This is a genomic window from Neptunomonas qingdaonensis (assembly GCF_900113275.1).
Lineage (GTDB): Bacteria > Pseudomonadota > Gammaproteobacteria > Pseudomonadales > Balneatricaceae > Neptunomonas > Neptunomonas qingdaonensis.
This window is the reverse complement of sequence record NZ_FOOU01000001.1, coordinates 446,735-472,127: the sequence shown is the minus strand read 5'-3', so window position 1 is coordinate 472,127 and position 25,393 is coordinate 446,735. Positions and strand designations below refer to the sequence as shown.

Genomic DNA, 25,393 nt, shown 5'->3' with positions numbered 1-25,393 from the left:
GCGGCAAGGACTATCATGACGACAACTGAATTGCTGACATTACCGGATACCGCTAATCATCATGATCATAAATACCATCAACTGGTGTTTGGTCTTGAGGGTAAAACCGAGTTTGATATTCAGGGTCGCGGCGAACATGTCGGTCTGGGACAAGGATGCTTAGTACCCTCATCAACAGATCATGCTTTTTGTGGTATCGGCAATAACCGTATTGTTGTTATCAACATTCCGACAGAAGCGCTAGATGCAATGCCGCTGCATGCGCAAGCCACCCATCTATTTGATAAAGCCAGCTACTTCACATTAGATAATCAGCGGCAGGTTCTGCTTCAAGCTATCTGCCATGAAATAAAAAACACACCTGCCAACTCTCCATTATTGCAAGCCTGCGGCACTACCCTGCTACTTTCAATACAGAATCTGATGAGACAGCCCACGCCACGCAAGAGCCTTGCCTATATTGATTTAGCCGCACTGGACCTGCATATCCAACTGAATATGGCCCGCAAAATTTCGATTGCTGAATTAGCCGGACTGACGTTTCTAAGCCCCAGTCATTTCCATGCCTGCTTCAAAGAAAAAACCGGCGTCACACCTCACCAATACGTCCTGCAAAAACGTCTTGAGTACAGCAAACAGAAGCTGGCGTGCGGTTGGACCATACTACAAATAGCAGAACATTGCGGCTTTAGCAGTCAAAGTGCTTTCACCCATGCTTTTCGGGATTACTTTCAGACAACGCCTGGCCGCTGCCGGAAAACCAGCACAGAACATTAAATGGTGGAATCTGGGATTGTTGGCTAACAAAGATAAAAAAGAAAGAGGCCTTTTCAGACTGAAAAGGCTCAACACGCAGCGCTACAACTATATCAACTTCATTAACTGCATCATCAACTAACGAAGATTTTCCGCTACCCAGTCAAACACCTGTGGATAAGGTTCTGGAAAGTCAGTTGCCAGCTTAGTTAACGACGAATTGAGTTGCGTCGGCTCAGTCGAGGTCAGATTGATATGACCCACTTTACGGCCAACTCGCACTTCTTTGCCGTACCAATATAACTCGGCACCGTCGACGGCCAGCCAGTTATTGTTACGTTCTACGCCGATCAGATTGATCATCACGGACTGGCCTTTAATCACGGCTTTACTCATAGGCAAGCCAGCCACCGCGCGAATATGCGATTCAAACTGGCTGATACTGCTACCAGACTGCGTCCAATGTCCACTGTTATGTACGCGTGGTGCTAGTTCATTCACCATCAGGTGATCACCGACGCGGAAACATTCCATCGCCATTACGCCGACGTATTCCAGGGATGTGAGTAATTTACCCAGCATCTCTTCGGCTTCAGATTGCACACCCGCCAAACGCTGTAACGGTGCGATGGATGCCATCAGAATACCGTTGACATGGAGGTTCAGAGCCAACGGATAGAAATACAAATTACCCGCTTTGTCTCTGGCCCCAACTAATGATACTTCTTCATCAAACGGTATTTTTTGTTCTGCTATCGCTTCCTGATGCCAACCTTCTGGTACAGCCGTACCTTCCGATTGCTTCAGCCAGTATTGACCGCGGCCATCATATCCACCGGTGCGCCGTTTCAGTAGTACCGTGTCACCCAGTGACTGATACAATTCTGGCGCTTGAGTGGTTGCATCCACCAGCTGCCAGGGAGCTGTTGCTATCGCCAGTTCATCAAGTAACTGCTTCTGTGTAAAACGATCGGCCAGACGAGGGAACACCTCACGATTAATAAAATGAGGGTGGCTTGAAAGCACCGTCGTGGCTTTTGTTTCAGGCCATAGCTCTATCTCAGCAGTGACTACGTCATCTTCTGCTAACTCAACACTTTGCGACTGATTAAAATCGACCGGTACTACCTCAACATTCAAAGGCATAGCCGCATGACGCATCATTGCGCCTAGCTGACCTGCACCCAACACCCACACTTTACTCATCAGACTTCTCTTGGATCAGGGTTTTCTAAAACGGTTTCTGTCTGCGCTTTTCGAAACGCTTCCAGTCGTTGTGCCAGTTCTGCATCAGTATTGGCCAGAATCTGTGCCGCCATTAAACCTGCATTAAATGCACCGGCAGAGCCGATCGCCAGCGTACCGACAGCAATACCTTTTGGCATCTGAACGATAGACAGCAAGCTATCCATGCCATTCAGTGCTTTACTCTGAACAGGCACACCCAACACAGGTAAGCGTGTTTTTGAAGCAACCATACCCGGTAAATGCGCGGCACCACCCGCACCCGCGATAATGACCTGATAGCCAGCATCAACAGCAGCAGAAGAAAAAGAAAAAAGCTTGTCGGGTGTACGGTGTGCTGAAACCACTTCTACATGATGAGGCACCTGAAGCTGGTCCAGAATCTCAGTGGCTAATTTCATGGTATCCCAATCACTTTTAGAACCCATGATAATGGCGACTTTCGGTTGCATATAACTCGATCCGATCTGATTAATTGTACTGAAAAGAAGCGCTATCCCAGATAACACCGCAAAAGCGGATCATAGCAAATTTCATTCAATTGATCGCTTAAAAACTGGAAATCTTGCAGTCTTTCCTTCATGTTGATGGATGAAATAGTAAAAAAATCGACTATATGAGCGGCTGTCGGAGTTTTTCGCAAAACAACCCGAGTATTTCGCAAGACGAAAGCGGCGCTAAACCCCTACAGTGTAAACTCATGATATCCATAAGCGATGATGTTCATCGTCCGTTCAACGTACTTAGGGAGCATATCCATGTTTACAGCAACAGGGATCAAAATAACAAAATTCCAAGTCAACGACATTTTCAATGCCGATTTTTTAGATCAGCCTTTGTCGCAACTCTGGCAACACATCTCACCATTGTATGCGGTAGATGAAAACCACTGGCTGAAAGAACTCTTGCCACTGGCCGCTCCTGACGACAATGAACGAAAGCATATCACTCAGGGTGCAACCCGACTGATTGAAAAAGTGCGCGCGGATGATGGTGCCATTCATATGATTGATGCGCTATTACTCGAGTACAGCTTAGATACCCGTGAAGGCATTCTGCTGATGTGTCTGGCCGAAGCACTGATGCGCATCCCTGATGCAGACACTGCTGATGCGCTTATCCGTGATAAATTATCGGTTGCCGACTGGAAAGCACATCTGAAAAATTCAGAGTCACTCTTCGTCAATGCATCGACATGGGGCTTACTGCTCACAGGAAAAGTGGTCTCTCTGGACGAAAACGAAGACGGCACACCGTCCAATGTCATCAACCGTCTGGTTAATAAAATGTCAGAACCTGTCATCCGCAAAGTGATGAATCAGGCTATGAAAATCATGGGCCACCAGTTTGTGTTGGGGCGCAATATAAAAGAAGCGCTCAAACGTGGTCATGCGAGTAGAGACAAAGGTTATACCTATTCATTTGATATGCTCGGCGAAGCAGCCCTGACCCGCCAAGACGCAGACAAGTACTTTAATGACTACATACAAGCGATTACCGCTGTAGGAAAAGACACATACAAAGGAAAGTCACCCAGACCAACTATCTCAATCAAACTGTCAGCACTGCATCCACGCTACGAAGTCAGCCAGAAAGACCGCGTACTCGGAGAGATGCACGACAAAGTACTGGAGTTAATTCAACACGCCAGAGCAGTCAATGTGGGTGTCACCATTGATGCAGAAGAGGCGGATCGTCTTGAATTATCTTTAGAGCTGTTCGAAAAACTCTATCAACATGAAACCATCCGCGGCTGGGGCGAATTCGGCTTAGTTATTCAAGCCTATTCAAAACGCGCTTTGCCCGTTCTCGTCTGGCTGGCAGCATTAGCCAAGCAGCAGGGAGACCGCATCCCGTTACGTCTGGTAAAAGGGGCTTACTGGGATAGTGAAATCAAAAACTGCCAGCAACGCGGCTTGAGTAACTATCCGGTATACACCCGTAAGGAATCCACAGATACCGCTTATCTGGCTTGTGCCCGCTTCTTATTAAGCGAAAACGTACGTGGGCATATTTATCCACAGTTCGCCAGCCATAATGCTCATACCGTGGCGTCAGTTATCAGTATGGCGACACATAATGATTATGAATTTCAGCGCCTGCACGGAATGGGGGATGCACTCTACAATACCGTCATCAAAGAAAATAACGTTGCTGTACGCATCTATGCTCCGGTCGGAAATCATAAAGACCTGCTGCCTTACCTGGTACGTCGCTTATTAGAAAACGGAGCGAATAGCTCATTCGTACATCGCCTGGTTGATGCTCGTTGTCCTATCAGCGAACTGGTAAACCATCCTGCAGACGTACTATCGTCACGCAAATCTCTGGCAAACCCTTATATCCCGTTACCTTCAGAGCTGTTTGGTAACGAGCGTAAGAACTCGTTTGGCTTCAATATCGAGATTGAAGGCGAATGGCATGATTTTGAGGCGCTGATTCAGCCATTCATGTCGACAACATGGCAGGCCGGGCCGATTATCAATGCCCAGATGATCTCAACGGGTACAACGCTGCATGCAGTAACAGCACCCTACGACCATAGCCACACAGTCGGACAGGTCAATTACGCATCTGCTCAGCATGTTGAACAGGCGCTTGGTGTAGCGACAGACGCTTTCCCGCAATGGAGTAACACACCGGTATCCGAGCGAGCTGCTGCATTAGAACGCTTGGCCGATTTACTCGAAGCAAACTACGGCGAACTGATGGCACTTTGCCACCGGGAAGCGGGAAAAACACTGCAAGACAGTATTGATGAGATCCGCGAGGCCGTTGATTTTTGCCGCTATTATGCGGTCCAGGCCCGCTTAGCCATGAGCGACACGGTCACATTGCCTTCCTTTGATGGCTCCACAATGGAGATTCAGCGCGAAGGGCGTGGCGTCTTTGTATGTATTTCACCCTGGAATTTCCCTCTCGCCATTTTCCTTGGACAGGTTACAGCAGCACTCGCGGCAGGTAATACAGTTGTTGCTAAGCCGGCTGAACAAACCAGCATTATCGCTTTTCGTGCTATTGAGCTGATGCTCGAAGCGGGCGTTCCTGGCGGAGCAATCCAGCTTATTATCGGCGAAGGAGCAACCCTGGGTGCGCCGCTTACCTCAGATAATCGTGTCGCAGGCGTCGCTTTTACCGGCTCAACGAATACTGCTCGCGTGATTAACCGAACTCTGGCTAACCGCCAGGCAGAACCCGTTCCTTTCATCGCTGAAACCGGCGGCCAAAACGCTATGATCATCGACTCCACCTGCCTTCCCGAACAGGTGGCTCGTGATGTGGTGCGTTCAGCCTTTGCGTCCGCCGGACAACGCTGCTCTGCACTGCGTGTACTGTTTGTGCAAAAAGATATTGCTGAGCGAATCATACCTATGTTGCGCGGCGCCATGATGGAGCAAGTGGTAGGAAACCCTGTACTGCATAAAACTGATATCGGCCCGGTGATTGATAAAAAAGCCCAGTCCGGTTTGCAGTTGCATATCGATAAGATGAAACAAAACGCAACACTGATTGCTCAGGCAGCACTGCCTGCTGATGCTGAAAACGGTACCTTTATCGCGCCCACCGCATTTGAAATATCCTCTATAGATCAGTTAACAGAGGAGCAGTTTGGCCCGATTCTGCATGTCGTACGTTATAAAGCCAGCGAGCTGGATACGATCATCGATACGATTAATGCCAGCGGTTTTGGTTTAACACTCGGCGTGCATACTCGCAATGAAACCACTGCCAACCATATTGCAGCCCGCGTCAGAGCAGGCAACATTTACATCAATAGAGATCAGGTAGGTGCAGTCGTTGGCGTTCAACCGTTTGGCGGACAAGGCCTCTCCGGTACTGGCCCTAAAGCAGGTGGCCCTCATTACCTGAAGCGCTTCACGCGTGAAATTCGTCAGCAACAGGCATAAGCGCAAAGGCCAGAACTAATGAGAAGGATAACAAGATGACTACTCAAACATTACAAAACGCTATTCTGAAAGCAGGATCCGCATGGGAAGCCTGGAACGCTTTAGGCGTCACTAAACGCATCGAAAAACTATCTAAAGCAGCGCAACAGCTGAATCAACCTATCGCCACCTGGCTGATGGATCGCATTGGCACCACCATGCCCGCTGCTGTCGACTTGCCCGGCCCAACCGGTGAAGCAAACAGCCTGCATTGGTCTGGACGCGGCATCATTTGTGTCTGCGCTGACGCCAATCAAGTAGATCTGGATAACGGTGTTTATGATACGGCTATCGTTGCACAGCTGTTCACGGCACTGGCGACCGGCAATGCGGTTATTCTCCAGGACACCCATAAATATACGCATCGTCTACACTCTGTTTTGCTCAGTGCAGGTATACCAGAAGCGCTTGTACAGCTGGTATCAGCATCGCTGCATGATCTGACACAACAAGAGGCTTTTCATGCGTATGCTTTCTGCGGAACAAGTGACACTCTGGCCCCGTTAAACCAACAACTGGCGCAACGCGGAGGCATGCTGGCGCAACTCATTTCAGAGACTCAATTCGAAACTTATCCAACAATCACCAGCCTTGATTATCCCTGGCGTTTTGTTACAGAGAGCACACTTTCTGTGAACACCACGGCCGTCGGTGGTAATGCAACGCTGCTGGAGCTTGGCGGAAAAAACGATTCATAACGCGAACCAAACGCCAATGCAATAAACATTGGCGTTTTTACGGCCTGTTATCCTACCCCCCATTAACAGGCCGATTCTAAAAATAACTTCTAAAACCAACTTTTAAAAATAATAACGAGGTATGTTTAATGATCGCAAATAGCGGTGCTATTATTGGCACGTTTACAGTTTATCTGGCTCTTATGCTGGCCATCGGTGTGTATGCCTACCGACGTACGGCTAACTCTTCAGATTACTTTTTAGGCGGACGCTCACTCGGCCCATGGCCTGCGGCACTTTCAGCCGGTGCTTCCGACATGAGCGGCTGGCTACTTCTCGGCCTGCCCGGCTATGCGTTCTCATCCGGTTTAGAATCGATCTGGTTAGGAGCAGGCCTGTTGATAGGCACCTGGCTAAACTGGTTACTGGTTGCTAAACGTCTGCGCACTTACAGTTTCGAAGCAGACGATTCGCTCACTATTCCAGAGTTTTTCGCTAATCGCTTTGAAGACAAATCCCATTATCTACGCGTCATCTCGGCATTTTTCATCCTGCTTTTTTTCCTGTTTTATACCAGTTCAGGTCTTGTCGCCGGCGGCAAACTATTTGAAACCGTATTCGGATTAGATTACACCGTGGCGCTCATCGTAGGCACCGTTTGTGTTGTTTCTTACACCATGTTCGGTGGTTTCCTGGCAGTATCATGGACCGATCTTGTGCAGGGGTTATTGATGGCAGCAGCGCTTGTGACTGTTCCCATTATTGCCATTCAATCAGAAGGCGGCTTCGGCAGTCTGTTTACAGCACTTGAAATAAAAAACCCCGAGTTACTGACGATCTGGAACGATAGTAACGGCGAGCCCCTGACCGCCATCGCTATCATTTCACTCGCCGCCTGGGGTTTAGGCTATTTTGGCCAGCCACATATCCTGGCACGTTTTGCAGCGATTCGCAGCAATGCGGACGTCCCTACTGCGCGTCGTATTGCGGTCACCTGGTCTGGATTATCGATGATTGGCGCGATTCTGGTCGGGCTTGCCGGCATCATTTATGTCGATAACGAACTAGCGGGCAACCTTGTTGACGGTGAAAAAATCTTCATGTTGCTCGTTAATGCGATGTTCCATCCGGTTGTTGCAGGCATCCTTTTGGCCGCTATTCTGGCTGCCATTATGAGTACTGCAGATTCACAACTACTGGTCTCTTCCTCTGCACTGGCAGAAGACTTTTATAAACAGGTATTTCGTAAAGACGCATCACAGAAGCAAGTCGTTATGGTGGGACGTATCGCGGTTATCGGACTGTCTATTGTCGCGCTCATCTTAGCACTGAACCCCGACAGCACCGTATTAGGGTTGGTTTCTTATGCCTGGGCTGGATTTGGTGCCGCCTTTGGACCGACGTTGGTTTTAAGCCTTTACTGGAAACGTATGAATCATTCCGGCGCACTGGCGGGCGTAATAGTGGGTGGCTTAACGGTTGTGATCTGGAAGCAGATCAGCGGTGGTATTTTCGAAGTGTACGAAATTGTTCCGGGAATCATCTTTGCAACGCTATCTATCGTTATCGTTAGTCTGGCAACCACTGAGCCGTCAGAGTCAATTAAACAACGATTTGATGCTTACTTAGGCAAGCTATAATAGTGTTGCTGTAAATTGTTATGCAGTCTCGTAAATCCGGGGCTTTTTAAATAAAAAGGCCGCTAAGTTAGCGGCCTTTTTTGTCACACAATGTAACTATCTGTTATCAAGCCAGATTAAACTTCAAGGTAATCGAGAATACCTTCAGCCGCCTGGCGACCTTCATAAATAGCCGTCACAACCAGATCAGAACCACGCACCATATCACCACCGGCAAAGACTTTTGCGTTAGTCGTCTGGAATGCATGACGTCCCTGAGAAGGTTTTTCGTCCGCTTTAACACGGCCATCCTCATGCAAATCAATACCAAAGTCAGCAAACCATGGCGCGGGGCTGGGACGGAAACCGAAAGCGACTAAAACGACGTCTGTATCCAGTACTTCTTCTGAACCAGGTACGACTTCAGCGCGGCGACGGCCTCTTTCATCCGGCTCACCCATCTTAGTGGTGACGACCTTGACACCAACGACTTTGCCGTTTTCACCAACCACTTCAACAGGCTGGCGGTTAAAGAGGAATTTAACCCCCTCTTCTTTGGCATTTTCAACTTCGCGCTTAGAACCCGGCATGTTGGCTTCATCACGACGATAAGCACAGGTAACGCGCTTAGCGTTTTGTCGAATAGAGGTACGATTACAGTCCATGGCTGTATCACCACCACCCAGAACCACAACTGTTTTCCCTTTCAAACTAATGTAATCCGCCGGATCTTTTTCAAATCCTAAGCAGTGATTCACATTAGAGATCAGGAATGGCAAAGCATCATAGACGCCATCAAGATCTTCACCCGGGAAACCACCTTTCATGTAGGTATACGTCCCCATGCCAAGAAACACCGCATCGTACTCATCAACCAAAGACTGCATTGATACGTCTTTTCCGATCTCAGTGTTTAAACGAAACTCGACGCCCATCTCTTCAAAGACACGACGGCGATTCGCCATTACCTCTTTTTCCAGCTTAAATTCCGGGATACCGAAAGTCAGCAAGCCACCGATTTCCGGATAACGGTCAAACACAACCGGCGTCACACCGTTACGCACCAGAATATCAGCCGCACCCAGACCGGCAGGGCCTGCGCCAATAATGGCCACTTTCTTACCCGTCTGCGGCGTATTAGACATATCGGGTTTCCAGCCCATCGCAAAGGCTGTGTCCGTAATATATTTTTCTACTGAGCCAATCGTAACAGCACCGAAACCATCATTCAGGGTACAGGCACCTTCGCACAAACGGTCCTGCGGGCATACCCGGCCGCACACTTCCGGCAAGGTATTAGTCTGATGGCTCAGTTCTGCTGCTTTAATAATATTGCCTTCCGACACCAACTGTAGCCAGTCCGGAATATGGTTATGCACAGGGCACTTCCATGAACAGTAAGGGTTACCACAATCCAGACAACGGTGTGACTGTTCTGCTGCTTCTGTGGCTACAAATGGCTCGTAAATTTCAGCATATTGCTTTTTACGAACAGAGGCCTTAATTTTCTTTGGCCCCTCACGGGATACATCGAGGAACTGGAAATCGTTGTTAAGACGTTCAGTCATGGTCCCCACCTCGTTAAGGCGCCTGATAACAGGCGCGTGTTAAACTTTATCGCTACGAAACCTGTTATTCAGGGCGCCGACGAACACTATTCAATAAATCAGTAATACCGGCGGCTTTTGGCTTAACCATCCAGAAACGACCGATATAATCATCAAAGTTATCGATAATTTCCTGACCCCAAGCGCTACCGGTTTCGTTAGTAAATTCAATAATCACCGAACGCAGATGGTTTTTGTAGGCCTCCATGTGCTCAGTATGAACCCGGTGGATCTCAACCAGCTCGTGGTTGTACTTGTCCACAAAGGTATTGCTCATATCCAATACATAGGCAAAGCCACCGGTCATGCCTGCACCGAAGTTATAACCGGTTGCACCCAACACAGTGACCAGACCGCCGGTCATATATTCGCAACAGTGATCACCGGCACCTTCAACGACAGCGTGACAGCCAGAGTTACGCACGGCAAAGCGCTCACCCGCACGGCCTGCCGCAAACAGCTTACCGCCGGTTGCACCGTACAAACAGGTATTACCCATGATCGCGGTTTCATTCGATTTGAACGTTGCAGCACTAAACGGTTTTATCACGATCTTACCACCTGCCATGCCTTTACCGACGTAGTCGTTGGCATCACCTTCCAGGATAAGATCCTGTCCACCGGCATTCCACACACCAAATGACTGACCGGCATGACCTGTAAAGCGGTACGTCAGCTGATGACCACACATACCCAGATTACCATGCTGCTTAGCAATGACACCTGACGTACGCGCACCCACGGAGCGATCACAGTTGGTAATCGTCAGATCCCACTCACCACCCGTTTTCTGTTCGATGCTCTGCAACGCTAATTCAAGCATTTCTGAATTTAACGCGCCTTTATCATAGGTCTCATTGCGCGGCTGCTGGCATGTCTGCGGATATTCAGCCGGTACACCGCCATCACTGATAATCGGACTTAAGTCCAGATTACGCTGTTTAGGCGTATAACCTTCGATCAGTTCCAGCAGATCAACGCGGCCGACCAGCTCTTCCAGGGTACGAACGCCCATCTGAGCCATCCATTGACGCGTTTCTTCTGCAACAAAGCGGAAGAAGTTTTTAACCATTTCAACCGTTCCACGGAAGAAATCTTCACGCAATCTTTCATTCTGTGTCGCTACACCGGTCGCACAGTTATTCAAGTGACATATACGCAGGTATTTACAACCCAGCGCGACCATCGGCATCGTACCAAAGCCGAAGCTCTCAGCCCCTAACATCGCCGCTTTCACAACATCCAGCCCGGTTTTCAGACCTCCGTCTGTTTGCAGGCGAATCTTGCCACGCAGATGGTTACCACGCAAAGACTGGTGTGCATCGGACAGGCCTAATTCCCAGGGAGAGCCCGCATGGTGGATCGAGGTGATCGGCGATGCCGCTGTACCACCATCGTATCCGGAGATAGTAATCAAATCAGCGTACGCTTTAGCCACACCACAGGCGATAGTACCTACGCCAGGGCGTGAAACCAGTTTTACCGAAACCAATGCTTCAGGATTAATTTGCTTCAAATCAAAAATCAGCTGCGCTAAATCTTCTATTGAATAAATATCATGATGCGGTGGCGGTGAAATCAATGTCACCCCAGGTACAGAAAAACGTAAACGCGCTATCAGTTCATTAACCTTACCACCCGGTAACTGTCCACCTTCACCGGGTTTAGCGCCCTGAGCAACCTTGATCTGTAAAACATCAGCACTCATCAGATACTCTGGCGTCACACCAAAGCGGCCCGATGCAATCTGTTTGATTTTTGAGCGCTTCATGGTGCCGTGGCGAGCCGGATCTTCACCGCCCTCACCTGAGTTAGAACGACCGCCCAACTCATTCATGGCAACCGCTAACGCCTCATGCGCCTCTGGTGACAGCGCACCCAGCGACATAGCAGCGGAGTCGAAACGCTTCAGAATGTTTTCAACCGGCTCAACCTGATCAAGCGCTATTGGCTTAACGTCTTTTTTCAGCGCTAACATATCACGCAAGGTCGCAACGCCACGGTTATTTACTAAGTCAGCATATAGCTGGTATTTAGCCGGATCCCCACTTTCTACCGCTTCATGGATGGTACGTACCACATCTGGATTATACGCATGGTATTCTCCATCATGTATATACTTGAGCAAACCACCCTGCTGTATTGGCTTACGTGCTGTCCAGGCGTCCTTAGCCAACAACGATTGCTCGTATTCGAAGTCTTCAAAACGTGCACCTTCAATACGGCTGCTGACACCTTTAAAACACTGATCTACAACTTCAGAGCTTAAACCAATGGCTTCAAACAGTTGCGCACCACGATAAGAAGCGATCGTTGAAATCCCCATCTTGGAGAGGATTTTCATTAAGCCTTTATTGATGCCTTTACGATAATTCTCGTGGCTATCTAACGGAGCAAGTTGGATTTCACCTGACGAACACAGATCGTTAAGAACACGATATGCCAGGAACGGGTAAACCGCTGTTGCACCAAAACCAAACAGAACCGCAAAGTGATGAGGATCCCTGACCGTCGCGGTTTCAACGATAATGTTCGCGTCACAACGTAAACCCGTATCCACTAAACGATGATGCACGGCACCGGTTGCCATAGAAGCATGTATAGGCAACTTACCTTCTTCTATCTGTGCATCCGACAAGAGAATGATCACTTGACCGCTACGAACAGCCTGTTCAGCCTGATCAGTAACCGCCAGCAACGCTTCTTTTAAGCTAAGCTTTGACGGATCATAATTCAGGTCTATCTTCGCCACATCAAAGCCCGGGACTTGATTGTCACGCACACGACGGAACTTTGATGCCGATAATACAGGTGATGTCAGAATAACGCGCCGGGCATGCTTTGGTGTTTCTTCAAAAATATTCTGTTCAGCACCAATACAGGTTTCCAGTGACATGACAATCGATTCACGCAACGGATCAATCGGCGGATTAGTAACCTGAGCAAACTGCTGACGAAAATAGTCATAAACAGAGCGTACGCGGCTCGACAAGACAGCCATCGGCTTATCATCGCCCATAGAGCCGACAGCTTCCATACCAGACTCACCTAACGGGCGAATTACGTGATCCCGCTCCTCAAAAGTCACCTGAAACATTTTCATGTAGCGTTTGACTTCTTCTGGCGGCATATCACGGAAAGACCGGCCTTCTTCACTCAGATTCATCGTCTGTTCAAGACGCATTGCATTTTCTCTGAGCCATTTTTTGTAAGGTTGTGCTTTTTTCAGACGGTTATCGATATCGGCCGTATGCAGCACTTCTCCGCTGGCGGTATCGATAGCGAAAATCTGACCAGGACCCACTTGCCCCTGCGCCACAATATCTTCTGGCTGGTAATCAAAAACGCCAATTTCAGACGCCGTACAAATATAACCCTGCTTGGTAATCACCCAGCGTGATGGGCGCAGACCATTACGGTCAAGCATACACACGGCAAAACGACCATCCGTCATTACCATGCCGGCCGGGCCATCCCATGGTTCCATATGCATGGAGTTATATTCATAGAAGGCACGCAACTCCGTATCCATGTTATCCACGTTCTGCCAGGCAGGTGGGATAATCATACGCACAGCACGGTAAATATCGATTCCACCGACCATTAAAAATTCCAGCATGTTATCCATGCTGGAAGAGTCGGAACCGGTTGTATTGACAATCGGTTGCAGTTCTTCAAGATTAGGCAACAGATCCGTTGCAAATTTACGCGAACGGGCACGCGACCAGTTACGGTTTCCTTCGATCGTATTGATCTCACCGTTATGCGCCAGAAAACGGAACGGCTGGGCTAGAGGCCAGCGTGGTGCTGTATTCGTAGAGAAGCGCTGATGATAAGTACATACCGCTGTTTCCAGACGTTCATCTGCCAGGTCTTTATAAAACACTGGCAGATCAACCGGCAATGTCAGTCCTTTGTATGAAATGACTTTATCGGAAAGGCTACAGATATAAAAATCATTATCCGTGCTTAACGCAATTTCAGCTTTGCGACGGGCAACAAACAAGCTGACGCCGAAATCGCGTTCAGATTTGCCTTCAGACTCGATAAAGACCTGCTCGATGCGCGGTAAGGTATCTTTGGCAATAGGCCCAAGACAACTTTCATCCGTCGGAACAACACGCCATCCTTTGACGCTTAAACCCTGAGCATGCAGCTCTTTGTTTAACGTTTCACGGGACGCTTCGGCCAATGCTGGCTCGCGAGACATAAACACCATGCCGACGGCATAGCGCTCTCCCAAATCAATACTGAGGTCACTGCTAGCGACCGCACGTAAAAAACCATCCGGCTTTTGCATCAACAAACCGCAGCCATCGCCTGTTTTCCCGTCAGCGGCAATACCACCTCGATGGGTCATACAGGCCAGTGCGCCTATCGCTTTTTGCAAAAGATCATGACTGGCTACGCCTTCCAGGTGCGCCATCAGACCAAAACCACAGTTATCCTTAAACTCACCGGGGCGATACAGACCTGTGCTCATAAGTCATTCTCACTTAAATATTTGTATAAAAAACAAACGCTTAAAAAAATACACCTTTTTAACTGAACATTTACCTGGCAGGCAAAAAGGCAGGCCATTTTACACGCAGACCCCTTCCGGGACAAATTTTAAGCAAACATTCATCTACTTAAGCAGCAAAAAAACGGCTAAAAGCCGTTTTTTAAAAACTATTTACTGAATTTACTAAAGAAAAAAATTATTTTTTCTTTATATCTTGCTGAACTCCATTAATGCTACGCGCCCATGGCTTAAGCTTTTTAAGCTCCTCGGGCAACGAGCTGACAGCTCTGTTAGCGGCAGTACGATTCGCATATTGTCCGTATACCACGACATGCCATGGTGCATTTTTATACACTGTACTGAAATAATACAAGCGATTCGGGTTATCCAATGACTCCATAAACTGAACAACACTGTTTTCAGATCGAGCTCCCAGGAGCTGTAGCGTATACCCTCCAGAAGGCCAACTTAACAACTGCTCCTCTTTAAGCCATTTTTGTGCACCTGATAAAGCGGGTTTCGCAACTTTACTCCGGGATTCAGTATTCACCTTCGCCACAGCCTTAGGCGCTTCTTTGACTACTGCTTTTGGTGCTGCTTTTACTATTTCTTTTACTGCAACCGGTGCGGCCTCTACAGGTTTAGGTTTAGATGCGACGACGATTGCTGGTTTGACCGGTGCCTTTTCAATAATTACAGGTTCACGTTGAATAACTACCGGCTCAGGTTCAATAATAACGGGCTTCGAAACCAACACCTCGGGCTCAGCCACCGCTTGTTGCGGCACCTTTACCACGACGACAGGCTCATCAATCAGAACCTCACTTTCTTTAGGCTCCTGTATCACTGCTGTATCATCAATACTCCTGACAGCAGGCACAGAAAGAGGCAAGGTCGTTGTCACTACATCATTTTTATCAGCATCCGTATTTGAATTCTGCGTCAAGGCCAACTCTTGCCTCAACAGCCGCTCCTGATCCGCAAGAAGTTTAGACAACTCACTCTGAACCACATTAACAGATTCTGCTGCCGTCACTTCAGGCCGGGAGGAGTCCAGTGTCATACTCAGCGGAACCGAGACTCTACCTTCGACTATCTGCGGCTGTAGATCCGCTTCGTCGACCTGGAATACCTGCCATACAGAGATGAGTAAGACCCCAAGCAGAACGATACCAATACCGACAATATGAGGTATGGGTAAAGGTAACACGGCCGCTCGACTGACTACTTTTCCTGATCGATATAACTCTGATGCTGCCGACGTGAGCCGCCCTGGGTAACCAGATGATGCTTCAAATACTTGTTTTAATTCGCGTTTATTAAGGTCCTGTTGTGATGAGAATCTCAGCGCCAGAAACTCTTTAGCTTCATCCTCAGTAAAAGGCTGTAAACGCTCAAGATGCAGCCGACCTTCAAGTAACTCATACAAACTCAGAGAATTTAAACGCTTAACCAGAGACTCCTCCCCGGAAAGCACTACCTTCGGTTTACCGACACCGGACACTAATAACCCAGCCAATAGCTCAATCGCCTCGTCGTTCAACCATTCGGCATTATCGATAAGAATCAGCAGGTGCTGCCCAACATCGTGTAATGCCCGACTTTTTTCATGCAATATCGTCAACGGATCCATACCATCAACATACTCATCCGAGACAAGTTTTGCACATTGTAGCGCCAGAGCAAGCGCACCTGTCTCACTTTCAAGCGAAACAATAATCTGAGAAATATCACTGGCATGAGTGACTAACGCCAATCGTTGCGCAACTGAACTTTTACCGCTGCCTTTGGGACCTGCAATAACAACCAGAAAATCAGAATACCTAAGCAGGTGAGCCATTTTATCCACCAGCTGAATGCGGCTGGGGGGTTCGAAATAAAAATTTTGACTCATTGGTTACATCCACTCATTGCCCGGATCAGGCGCTCAAGACATCCATCAATTTCTCTTTCGAATAATCAGCTGTGACCACCGCCTCTCCCAGAGTTTTCAAAAGTACTAACCGCAACTGACCATTCAACACCTTTTTATCCACCGACATCAAGTCAATAAAGTCATTTGACGACATATTTTTCGGCGGTGTTACCGGTAAATTTGCTTTTTCAAAGAGACGACGGACGCGATCCATATCTTCTATCGATATCCATCCCATTTGCACGGAAAGCGAGAGCGCCATCATGGTACCAGCGGCAACGGCTTCACCATGCAGCCAATTACCATATCCCTGATGCGTCTCTATCGCATGACCAAAGGTATGCCCCAGATTCAACCAGGCGCGAATCCCCGCTTCTTTTTCATCCTGCGCGACAACCTCCGCTTTAATTTCGCAGGAACGGTGAATCGCCTGCATTAATATATCAGCATCGCGCGCCACTAAACGCTCTATGTTCTCTTCGAGCCAGCAGAAAAAAGAATAATCATAAATCAAACCGTACTTAATCACCTCTGCGATACCCGCTGAAAGCTCCCTATCCGGCAAGGTCGCAAAGACACTAATATCAGCAACCACTAACTGCGGCTGATAAAAAGCACCGATCATATTTTTGCCAAGAGGATGATTGACACCTGTTTTCCCCCCTACAGAGGAATCGACCTGTGAAAGTACCGTGGTTGGTATCTGAATAAAATCGACTCCGCGCTGATAACTAGCCGCAGCAAAACCGGTCATATCACCGACCACACCTCCTCCCAGCGCAATCAATGTGGTTGTACGGTTATGTTTGTTTTTAAGTAAATTATCAAAAATAAGATTCAGATGAGTCAAATCTTTATAAGATTCGCCATCAGGTAATACCGTGACATCAACCGACAGACCTGACAAATGTGCCAACAAGTGATCGAGATACAGCGGTGCTATCGTGTCATTAGTGACAACCATAACCTGATTGCCTTTGATAAAAGGCTTGATTAATGCTTCACAAAGAATATTTTGACCAATATAGATGGGGTAAGAACGTTCGCCAAGGTCAACTATTAAGGATTGCAACACAATCTCCAAATTCCCATTAGTCGCCAGCGATAATTCCCTGACGAACCAGTTGTTTTACGATTTCCGTAACGACACCACGCGGGTGTCTACGATCAGTTTTAACGATTAAATCAGAAGTTTGTATATACAGCGGATCGCGAATAAGCATTAGCTTTTCAAGGACAGCCTGGGGATCAGGCGAATTTAAAAGTGGGCGATTTTTATCTTTGGAAGTCCTTTCCAATTGCTGCTCTACCGATGTATCCAGATAAACAACGAAACCCCTGCTCTGCAAACAAGCGCGGTTAGCTGCGCGAAGCACTGCGCCGCCGCCTGTAGCCAGGACTTGCTGGTCCTTAAGCGTCAGTTCATCGACAACAGCTTCTTCGCGATCGCGAAAACCGTCTTCCCCTTCGACATCAAAAATCCAGGGTATATTCGCCCCTGCACGCTCTTCTATTTCACGGTCCACATCAACAAAATCAAGACTAAGCTCTTGAGAAAGCATACGCCCTATGGTGCTTTTTCCAGCACCCATAGGGCCAATAAGAAATATATTCAAGCTGGGACAACTCCGCCTACTTTGCCGATAAAGACTCTCTTATAAGTTTAGGTGTGATGAAAATCAACAACTCGACCTTTGAAGTTGATACTTCAGACTTACGAAACAAAGCGCCTATGCCGGGTAAATCACCAAAAAACGGCGTTTTGGCGATAGCATCTGCCACTTCGTTCCGGTATACCCCACCCAACACAACCGTATCACCATCTTTAACCACAACTGAAGTTTCTAGTTCGTTATTGATTATACTGATTTCACCGTTCGGTAACACTTCACCTAACGAATCCTGATTAATTTTAATATCCAGTGTTATGCGGTCTCCCGGATTAAGCTGAGGTGTCACATCAAGGCTTAAGACGACATCCTTAAACTCAATTTTAACTTCACCATCTTCAACCGTCTGATAAGGAATTTCCTGGCCGGATTGTATTCGGGCGGCTTTACCATTGGTGGTAATAATCTTAGGTTGAGAAACAATCTCTGCCTTACCCTCACTTTGCAACGCGGACAGTTCAGTAGAAATCAGGAAGTTATTCGTCGCATAACCCAGACGGATAGCAGAGGTTGGGGCGACACCTAAGTCAACACCTAATCCGTCAGAGATAGTCCCTATACCTGCGGTTGAATATGGACTTACACCACTCCCCCCATCAGTAACGAAGCCGCCTTTAGTTAAACCAAATCCCCATTTAATACCCAGATTGCGGGTAAAGTCTGTTGATGCTGTTACTAAACGCGCTTCCACCATAATCTGTGCGACTTCAGTATCAAACCTGCGCAAAGTCCTGCGTATCTCTTCCAGCTGCGTTGTTGTTTCCCGAACCATCAGCACGTTGGTCTGATCATCGGCAACTATAAAGCCGCGCTCAGAAACGAGTTTTGCTTCGTATATACGCGATCTCATTTCAGAAGCTTTGCGGTAATCCACCTGAATAAAGTCTGTCTTAAGGGGAGATAATTCTTCTACCTGTTTTTGGCTTTCCAACTCAACGCGTTCACGCTCGGCAATATCTTCCGCTGGCGCCACTAGCAATACATTACCTACCTGACGCTTATCCAGCCCACGGGTTTTCATCACTATATCAAGCGCCTGATCCCAGGGTACATGTTTGAGACGTAGTGTAATTTCACCTTCAACGGCATCATCAACCACCAGATTCAGCTGTGCTACTTCAGCTAATATCTGCAACACAGAACGCACACTGACATTCTGGAAATTCAGGTCTATCTTTTCACCACTATACGGGAATTCATTTTTGCTGAGTTCATCTTTTTCTGCGCGTGATAACGGTTTAAAGTCAAGAATCAGTTTATTACCTGTCTGATACGCCATGTAATCATAAGGCTCTGCACCTGGCTTGATTAATACGGTCGTATTTCTGCCACTCGCCATCGCATCAACATACATCACTGGCGTTGCAAAATCCTGCACATTAACACGTTGCTGCAAGGAAGCCGATAACGTAGCACCCGAGAAATTAACCGCCACGTTATTACCTTCCTCTTCGATATTCAAACCCGCCTGATCATCCGACAAGGTAATAACAACACGACCGACACCACCCGCTACACGTTCAAAATCAATCCCCTGAACTCGCGTTTTATCATTATGCGCATCTAAAACATTTCTCTTTGCCGACATTGGTTTGGCTTTAGAAGAAGTTTTAGCCATTGACGTATTGGGCTTCTCACCAAAGACAACAAATAAACTATTGCCCTCAGTGAAAGTACGGTAATCCGTCATGCCATGAAGATTGGTAACAATCCGCAGGCGACCATTACCCTGAGCAAAATTCAATGACTCGACTACACCCGCCTTAACATCAACAGACTTCGAACCTAAATCGTTTTTAACCCCCCAAAAATCCAGAACCAACCTGGGAGGACTATCAATAGTATATGCTTTAGGCACCGGCGGAACTGAATCAAAATCAAGTTTCACCTCAATTTTATTGCCGGGCAACGCGACGAAAGAGGATTTTTGTAACACCACCTCTTGAGCAAAGACACGTTGAGACAGCCCCAACAGTGTGAGCAGAAGTATCGCGACAACGACACCTTTGAAAAGCCCCGCGCCTTGGGGTTGAAGATAAGCATTGTTATAATTCATGTTTCTATCCTTCGCTCAATTCTGCTCGGCTAACTCAATAATTCTCGGACGCTGCATCCATCCACCTCGTCCATTCGATATAATTTCCAGCATGTCCAGTTGCTGATCTGAAACGGCAACAACCCGACCAAAATCTAAACCGACATAATCTCCAATTTTGACCCGATGAATTTCTTTATTGTTATCCAGAACAAGTGCCCAGAAAAAGTCATCATCCGCCTTTCCAATAGTGCCAACCATCGACAACTGGTCAACCGCAAACTGCTCAAGATAGCTTCGAGGTCTATCCTGATCAGGCTGAAGACCATCACTATCATCAAGCTCAAAGTTAGCTAAAGTTGACACTACCCGGATCAAAGGAATAAATGGATCTCTTAAGCTTGCGCCCTGATAGACGAAGCTATGGTAAGGCTCAAAAGTAGGTAAAGGCTCAATTTTCCCTTTTGGTTTAGCTTGCACATCAGTGACAAACCTAGCCAAATCACCTGTATCCTCAACCCAGATACAGCCTGATGCCATACTAATGATAAGCCCAGCGAGTAAGGCTCTACAGCCTCGATAAGAAAGTTTATTCAGTATCATCATAACGATAAGTCTTTGCACTGATTAGCATCTCCAGCGTGCCATCATTAGTAGGCTTTAGTGTATAGTCATGCAATGTCACTATTCGCTCTATCGCAGCAACACCACTAACAAACTGCCCCATCTGATGATACGTCCCTTTTACTTCTATATTTATCGGCAACTCGATATAAAACTTTTCTTTACGTTCACCGGCCAAAGCAATCTGCTCAATCTGAAGCCCTGCTGCCCGACCAATATCACTAATATCCTCAAGCAAACCCGGCACTTCTTTATCCGTCGGAAGTTGCCCCAAAAGCTCTGAGAACTTTCCTTCAACATCTTCCATCTGTTTTCTCAGAGCCGCCAGATTCGCAACCTGAAATGATTTCTTTTCGAACTCTTGTTTCAACTGACTTTCTTTTTGAATTTCACGCTCAAGCTGAACATGCTGTTCATTGACATAAAAGTGAATTCCGGCAAAAACAACCCCAATCATAATAAGAAGATAAACAATTGCCTTTATACCTATAGGCCAGTTTCCTGCGCTATTCAAATCTAAGTTATTGGGATCAAAGCCTTGAAATGCATTTTTAAATGATTGTTTGTTCATTTTGCATCCTCTGCTTTAGGCTTGGTGAGTACCACCGACAGATCAAACGCTCTTATATCTGCCAACGCCAACGCTTTACGTCCCGGCGCTGTGCTCCCTAACGCGCTCACTTTAGAAAGATTAGGCTCGCCAAACCAGATGGAGCGATTCAAACGCCGCATCAGCTCGGATACGTCTTTGTTCTCTGCGGCTAATCCTTTGATCTGTATAGAATCCCCACCTGCTTCTTTTCTTTGCAAGAAGTCATAATGCAAGCCATCCGGCAGGACTCTTACTAATTCATCAAAATTACGAACGATAATAGGTCGGTTGCCCTGCAGCTCCTGAATAGCGTTAAGCCGCTCAAGCAGACGCTCACGCTGGCGCTTCAGATCTTCAATCTCCTTAATTCTTTCATCAAGCTTAGATATATTGGTCTTCAAGAAACCATTGCGGGTATTTTGCCGATCCATCTGCACGTCGTAATAGTAGCCCATCATCAGTACAAGAGCGGCCGCACATATGGCAGAAGCAATCAGATTTGTAATGAAATCTTTTTGCCTGGCTGCCGCACGCTCCTCCCGCCATGGTCGTAAATTAATTTTTGCCATCACTATTCCCTATTGATCAAATGATCTAAGTGCCAGCCCACAGGCCTTCACCAATGCGGGTGTATCTTTCACTAATCTTTCTTTGTTTACTTTCACACCAATATCCATTTGCTCAAACGGATTAGCGATGCTCACAGGAATACCTAATTCTTCACCGATAATATCAACCAAGCCATCAATAGAAGCGACGCCACCACATAAATAAATTTTGGTTAATTGATGCTGCACACCGGATGAATAAAAGAACTGTAATGCACGAGAAACCTGCTGGGATACGGTTAAACGGAAAGGCTGAATGACGGTTTCCTGCACTTCCTCGCTAATCTCGCCCAACCTCAACGCCTGCTCTACCTCGTCAATGGCCATGCCATACTGATGATGGATGTTGGTGGTAAGATCATTACCACCGAAAGACTGTTCGCGATTATAAATTATTTTATGATCACGCATCACATTCAGCGTCAGCGTCGCCGCTCCAACGTCAATGATTGCCACCATCTCATCGCTTTTAAGGTTGTCATTCAGCAACATGGGGAACACGCGCTCTATCGCATAGGTGTCAACATCCACAACCTCACACTTAAGGCCTGCTGCATTGATTGCATCTTCGCGCTGATCCACGTCATCACGCCGACAAGCCACCAGCAACAGATCATTCAATTCCGGACGACTGCGTGACTCGCCCAGAATTTCAAAATCAAGGGCCACCTCATCGAGGGGATAGGGAATAAATTGATCAGCTTCAACTTTCACCTGATCTTCCAGTTCAACTTCAGAAAAGGCACTACTGAGCTCCATCCGCTTAATAATAACGGCAGACGAAGGAACGGCGGCAATCGCATTACCTTGTTTGATACCACAGATTTTGATAGCACGCCCAATCGCTTCTGTTACTGCCTGAACCTCTTGGAGATTACCATCTACAACCGCCGTCGGTGGCAGTGATACGACTGCATAGGCATCCAGTCCGATCAGACTCCCATGCCTGGACAAGACAACCAACTTAACCGACGACGAACCTATATCTACACCGACCCAGCTGGCCGTTTTCTTCCCGAAAAAGCTGACCACTTAATTTTTCCTTTGAATATATAAATTTAGCTTCTACCTAATGACTTTAGACACAAAATCGAAAAAATTAAACTCTAATTCAGCTAGAGAGGGTATATTAGCGCCGATATGATGTATTTTATTGATTAAAAACTTCTACAGGGTCAGTATGCGCGTGCTTAAATCGCTTTTCCGCTTCTTTATAATTCTTATGTTTGTCGGCCTTATATTAGGCGCAATTGCGGCAATAGGCCTTTACCAACACTTTGCGCCCACACTTCCTGATGTGGAAACCTTGCGTGATATTAAGTTGCAAACTCCGCTTAAAGTTTTATCCGCTGATGGCAAACTGATAGCAGAGTTTGGTGAGAAAAAACGCATCCCCATCACATACGACAAAATTCCTGAAAGGTTTGTTCAAGCACTTCAATCAGCAGAAGATAGCCGATTTTTTGAACACTATGGCATCGATCCACTCGGCCTATCCCGTGCTGCATTTGAACTGGTGTCAACCGGCAAAATACAGAGCGGCGGCTCCACCATTACGATGCAGGTTGCGAAAAACTTTTTCCTGACAAGAGAACGCACCTTTGAACGTAAATTCAGTGAAATTCTCTTAGCGTTAAAAATAGAACAATTCCTTTCCAAAGAAGAAATATTCGAGCTATACGTCAACAAGATCTATCTGGGACATCGCTCCTACGGCATTCAATCTGCATCGAATGTGTATTACGGTAAAAATATTGATGAACTGGCATTACCTCAACTGGCCATGATCGCCGGACTTCCCAAGGCTCCTTCTGCCTTCAACCCCATTACCAATCCTGATCGCGCCATTGAACGTAGAAACTGGATTCTGGGGCGCATGCACAGCCTGTCCTTCATCACTAAAGAGGAACTCGACGCCGCTTTGCTTGCCCCCGTTACAGCGGCATACCATAGTACCGAAATAGAACTCTACGCCCCCTATATCGCCGAGATGGTCAGGGGGGAGCTATATGACCAGTATGGTGAAGAGTTATACACCGACGGGTTTAGTGTCTATACAACACTCGATAGTAAAATGCAGACAGCTGCCAATTTGGCGGTACGTGACGGCCTGATCGACTACGTCAAACGGCATGGTTATCAAGGCGCCGAAAAACAGCATGCGATTCAAGGCCTTTCAGCCATGGAAGTAACATCGTTACTTCAAAGCGAATCCACTTTCGCGCAGCTTGAACCTGCCATCATTATTAGTGTTGCAGAAAAAAGTGCCATCGCGCAGCGCAAAAACGGAGAACTGATTACACTGCCATGGGAAGGTTTAAGCTGGGCAAAAGCCTTTAAAACCGTTAACTACTATGGAGCCATGCCAAAAAAAGCCAGCGATGTTGTAAAAGAGGGAGACCTGGTGCGCATCCTGGACACAGGTGAATTCTGGGAACTCAGTCAAATCCCACAAGTTCAAGGTGCTTTGATCGCCATGACACCGCAAACAGGCGCTATTCGCTCACTCGTGGGCGGATTCAGCTTCACGCACAACAAGTTCAACCGCGCCATTCAGGCACACCGCCAGCCGGGTTCTAATATCAAACCCTTTATTTACGCGGCCGCCATGGAAAATGGGTTTACGCCCGCCTCCATCATTAATGACGCGCCTATCGTATTACAAGATAAAGGCCTTGATGGCAATTGGCGCCCGGAAAACTCCAGCAGAGAGTTCTCAGGCCCCACCCGACTGAGAGTCGGCTTGTACAAATCCCGGAACCTGGTCTCTATTCGCCTGCTACGCTCGCTGGGTTTCGAAAAAGGGATCGAGTATTTATCGCGATTTGGTTTTGATCCTGACAGACTACCGGCTAATTTATCACTGGCTCTGGGCAGCGCTGATGTCACACCACTCGAACTGGTAACCGGCTATGCGGCGCTTGCCAATGGCGGCTACAAAATCACACCTTACTTCATTGAACGCATTAACGACCAATATGGCGAAACTATTTTTGCTACTAAAACCCCCGTTGTCTGTCCCGATTGCTCCACAAATAATGACAATACAGAACAAAACATCGCACAGCGCATCATGGACAAACGCACCAACTTTTTACTTTATAGCATCATGCAGGATGTTATCCGCCGCGGCACAGGAACAAGAGCTAAAGTCCTGAAAAGGAGCGACCTGGCGGGAAAAACCGGCACAACCAACGAGCAAAAAGACGCCTGGTTCACTGGCTTTAATAGCAAGCTGGTTACCACGTCCTGGGTTGGCTTCGACCAGCCAGCACCGCTGGGACGCTCAGAATTTGGTGGCACGGCAGCCCTGCCCATCTGGATCGATTTCATGAGAGCCGCCCTGGCAGATACCCCAGAGTCTCCGCTGCCCACACCCGACGGCATTGTCCAGATACGCATCGACGCTAATACAGGCATGCGCGCCAGCCCGAACCAAAGCAATACTATTTTCGAATACTTTAAGGCCGAAGAAACACCGCGCCGCGGTGTCCCCGAAAGAGGACAAGGTAGTGGAAAATCTACTGAAGAGATTTTTTAGAACGCTTTTTTAGAACCGTGCGCGCATAAAAAAACCGGTATTACCGGTTTTTT

17 protein-coding genes are annotated in these 25,393 nt (G+C 47.4%); 5 read left to right on the top strand and 12 right to left on the bottom strand.

All coding sequences use genetic code 11. The features are described from left to right. Nucleotides 1–15: 15 nt before the first annotated feature. Complete coding sequence (locus tag BM099_RS02195) at nucleotides 16–777, top strand: helix-turn-helix domain-containing protein (RefSeq protein ID WP_177201064.1); 762 nt, start codon at nucleotides 16–18, stop codon at nucleotides 775–777. A 117-nt stretch (nucleotides 778–894) separates the two neighbouring features. Here the strand turns inward: BM099_RS02195 and purK are convergent, their stop codons facing one another. Together purK and purE are read right to left on the bottom strand one after the other, a co-directional pair. Beyond that, a complete protein-coding gene (purK, locus tag BM099_RS02190; protein ID WP_090723764.1) occupies nucleotides 895–1,962 on the bottom strand; it encodes a 5-(carboxyamino)imidazole ribonucleotide synthase in 1,068 nt (355 codons plus the stop codon). Continuing rightward, the gene (purE, locus tag BM099_RS02185) at nucleotides 1,962–2,453 is read right to left on the bottom strand and encodes a 5-(carboxyamino)imidazole ribonucleotide mutase (protein ID WP_090723761.1); all 492 of its coding nucleotides are present in this window, start codon (nucleotides 2,451–2,453) and stop codon (nucleotides 1,962–1,964) included. Before purE ends, purK begins: the two co-directional genes overlap by 1 nt. A 306-nt stretch (nucleotides 2,454–2,759) precedes the next feature. Between purE and putA the strand changes: the two genes are divergently transcribed. The 3 genes from putA to putP all read left to right on the top strand — a co-directional run bounded on the left by putA (nucleotide 2,760) and on the right by putP (nucleotide 8,265). Next, nucleotides 2,760–5,909: a bifunctional proline dehydrogenase/L-glutamate gamma-semialdehyde dehydrogenase PutA gene (gene putA, locus BM099_RS02180; protein ID WP_090723759.1), complete on the top strand. Its 3,150-nt coding sequence runs from the start codon at nucleotides 2,760–2,762 to the stop codon at nucleotides 5,907–5,909. Between the two features lie 35 nt (nucleotides 5,910–5,944). Beyond that, nucleotides 5,945–6,646, top strand: coding sequence for a hypothetical protein (locus tag BM099_RS02175; RefSeq protein ID WP_090723757.1), 702 nt, complete (start codon nucleotides 5,945–5,947; stop codon nucleotides 6,644–6,646). 128 nt (nucleotides 6,647–6,774) lie between these two features. Next, nucleotides 6,775–8,265 carry a sodium/proline symporter PutP gene (gene putP / locus BM099_RS02170; protein ID WP_090723755.1) on the top strand — a complete coding sequence of 497 codons (1,491 nt, stop codon included), beginning with the start codon at nucleotides 6,775–6,777 and terminating at the stop codon, nucleotides 8,263–8,265. 116 nt (nucleotides 8,266–8,381) lie between these two features. On the opposite strand, the gene BM099_RS02165 is transcribed toward putP, so the two are convergent. The 10 genes from BM099_RS02165 to pilM form a co-directional block, all read right to left on the bottom strand. Continuing rightward, a complete protein-coding gene (locus tag BM099_RS02165; protein ID WP_090723754.1) occupies nucleotides 8,382–9,812 on the bottom strand; it encodes an FAD-dependent oxidoreductase in 1,431 nt (476 codons plus the stop codon). A 64-nt stretch (nucleotides 9,813–9,876) separates the two neighbouring features. Beyond that, nucleotides 9,877–14,334, bottom strand: a complete 4,458-nt coding sequence (gene gltB, locus BM099_RS02160; RefSeq protein ID WP_090723751.1) for a glutamate synthase large subunit — start codon at nucleotides 14,332–14,334, stop codon at nucleotides 9,877–9,879. A gap of 217 nt (nucleotides 14,335–14,551) precedes the next feature. Continuing rightward, nucleotides 14,552–16,249 (bottom strand): AAA family ATPase, encoded by a 1,698-nt coding sequence (locus BM099_RS02155; protein ID WP_090723748.1) that lies wholly within the window; start codon nucleotides 16,247–16,249, stop codon nucleotides 14,552–14,554. A gap of 25 nt (nucleotides 16,250–16,274) precedes the next feature. Then, nucleotides 16,275–17,342, bottom strand: a complete 1,068-nt coding sequence (gene aroB, locus BM099_RS02150; RefSeq protein ID WP_090723746.1) for a 3-dehydroquinate synthase — start codon at nucleotides 17,340–17,342, stop codon at nucleotides 16,275–16,277. A 19-nt stretch (nucleotides 17,343–17,361) separates the two neighbouring features. Continuing rightward, a complete protein-coding gene (gene aroK, locus BM099_RS02145) occupies nucleotides 17,362–17,886 on the bottom strand; it encodes a shikimate kinase AroK (RefSeq protein WP_269750460.1) in 525 nt (174 codons plus the stop codon). Nucleotides 17,887–17,902: 16 nt separating this feature from the next. Further along, complete coding sequence (locus tag BM099_RS02140; RefSeq protein WP_090723740.1) at nucleotides 17,903–19,996, bottom strand: type IV pilus secretin PilQ; 2,094 nt, start codon at nucleotides 19,994–19,996, stop codon at nucleotides 17,903–17,905. Nucleotides 19,997–20,011: 15 nt separating this feature from the next. Beyond that, complete coding sequence (locus BM099_RS02135) at nucleotides 20,012–20,581, bottom strand: pilus assembly protein PilP (protein ID WP_090723738.1); 570 nt, start codon at nucleotides 20,579–20,581, stop codon at nucleotides 20,012–20,014. Continuing rightward, nucleotides 20,565–21,170, bottom strand: a complete 606-nt coding sequence (locus tag BM099_RS02130) for a type IV pilus inner membrane component PilO (protein ID WP_090723736.1) — start codon at nucleotides 21,168–21,170, stop codon at nucleotides 20,565–20,567. The genes BM099_RS02135 and BM099_RS02130 overlap by 17 nt, the downstream gene beginning before the upstream one ends. Beyond that, nucleotides 21,167–21,760: a PilN domain-containing protein gene (locus BM099_RS02125; protein WP_090723732.1), complete on the bottom strand. Its 594-nt coding sequence runs from the start codon at nucleotides 21,758–21,760 to the stop codon at nucleotides 21,167–21,169. Before BM099_RS02125 ends, BM099_RS02130 begins: the two co-directional genes overlap by 4 nt. A 9-nt stretch (nucleotides 21,761–21,769) precedes the next feature. Further along, a complete protein-coding gene (gene pilM / locus BM099_RS02120; RefSeq protein ID WP_090723730.1) occupies nucleotides 21,770–22,831 on the bottom strand; it encodes a type IV pilus assembly protein PilM in 1,062 nt (353 codons plus the stop codon). A gap of 148 nt (nucleotides 22,832–22,979) precedes the next feature. On the opposite strand from pilM, the gene BM099_RS02115 reads away from it, so the two are divergent. Further along, nucleotides 22,980–25,340 carry a penicillin-binding protein 1A gene (locus tag BM099_RS02115; RefSeq protein WP_090723727.1) on the top strand — a complete coding sequence of 787 codons (2,361 nt, stop codon included), beginning with the start codon at nucleotides 22,980–22,982 and terminating at the stop codon, nucleotides 25,338–25,340. The last annotated feature ends 53 nt before the right edge of the window (nucleotides 25,341–25,393 follow it).

What these genes read in the sequence shown, in the direction of transcription:
- BM099_RS02140 (WP_090723740.1), bottom strand. Translation starts at nt 19,996, where the DNA reads ATGAATTATAACAATGCTTATCTTCAACCCCAAGGCGCGGGGCTTTTC.
- purK (WP_090723764.1), bottom strand. Translation starts at nt 1,962, where the DNA reads ATGAGTAAAGTGTGGGTGTTGGGTGCAGGTCAGCTAGGCGCAATGATG.
- BM099_RS02175 (WP_090723757.1), top strand. Translation starts at nt 5,945, where the DNA reads ATGACTACTCAAACATTACAAAACGCTATTCTGAAAGCAGGATCCGCA.
- BM099_RS02125 (WP_090723732.1), bottom strand. Translation starts at nt 21,760, where the DNA reads ATGGCAAAAATTAATTTACGACCATGGCGGGAGGAGCGTGCGGCAGCC.
- BM099_RS02115 (WP_090723727.1), top strand. Translation starts at nt 22,980, where the DNA reads ATGCGCGTGCTTAAATCGCTTTTCCGCTTCTTTATAATTCTTATGTTT.
- purE (WP_090723761.1), bottom strand. Translation starts at nt 2,453, where the DNA reads ATGCAACCGAAAGTCGCCATTATCATGGGTTCTAAAAGTGATTGGGAT.
- BM099_RS02165 (WP_090723754.1), bottom strand. Translation starts at nt 9,812, where the DNA reads ATGACTGAACGTCTTAACAACGATTTCCAGTTCCTCGATGTATCCCGT.
- BM099_RS02130 (WP_090723736.1), bottom strand. Translation starts at nt 21,170, where the DNA reads ATGAACAAACAATCATTTAAAAATGCATTTCAAGGCTTTGATCCCAAT.
- BM099_RS02195 (WP_177201064.1), top strand. Translation starts at nt 16, where the DNA reads ATGACGACAACTGAATTGCTGACATTACCGGATACCGCTAATCATCAT.
- BM099_RS02135 (WP_090723738.1), bottom strand. Translation starts at nt 20,581, where the DNA reads ATGATGATACTGAATAAACTTTCTTATCGAGGCTGTAGAGCCTTACTC.
- putP (WP_090723755.1), top strand. Translation starts at nt 6,775, where the DNA reads ATGATCGCAAATAGCGGTGCTATTATTGGCACGTTTACAGTTTATCTG.
- putA (WP_090723759.1), top strand. Translation starts at nt 2,760, where the DNA reads ATGTTTACAGCAACAGGGATCAAAATAACAAAATTCCAAGTCAACGAC.
- gltB (WP_090723751.1), bottom strand. Translation starts at nt 14,334, where the DNA reads ATGAGCACAGGTCTGTATCGCCCCGGTGAGTTTAAGGATAACTGTGGT.
- BM099_RS02155 (WP_090723748.1), bottom strand. Translation starts at nt 16,249, where the DNA reads ATGAGTCAAAATTTTTATTTCGAACCCCCCAGCCGCATTCAGCTGGTG.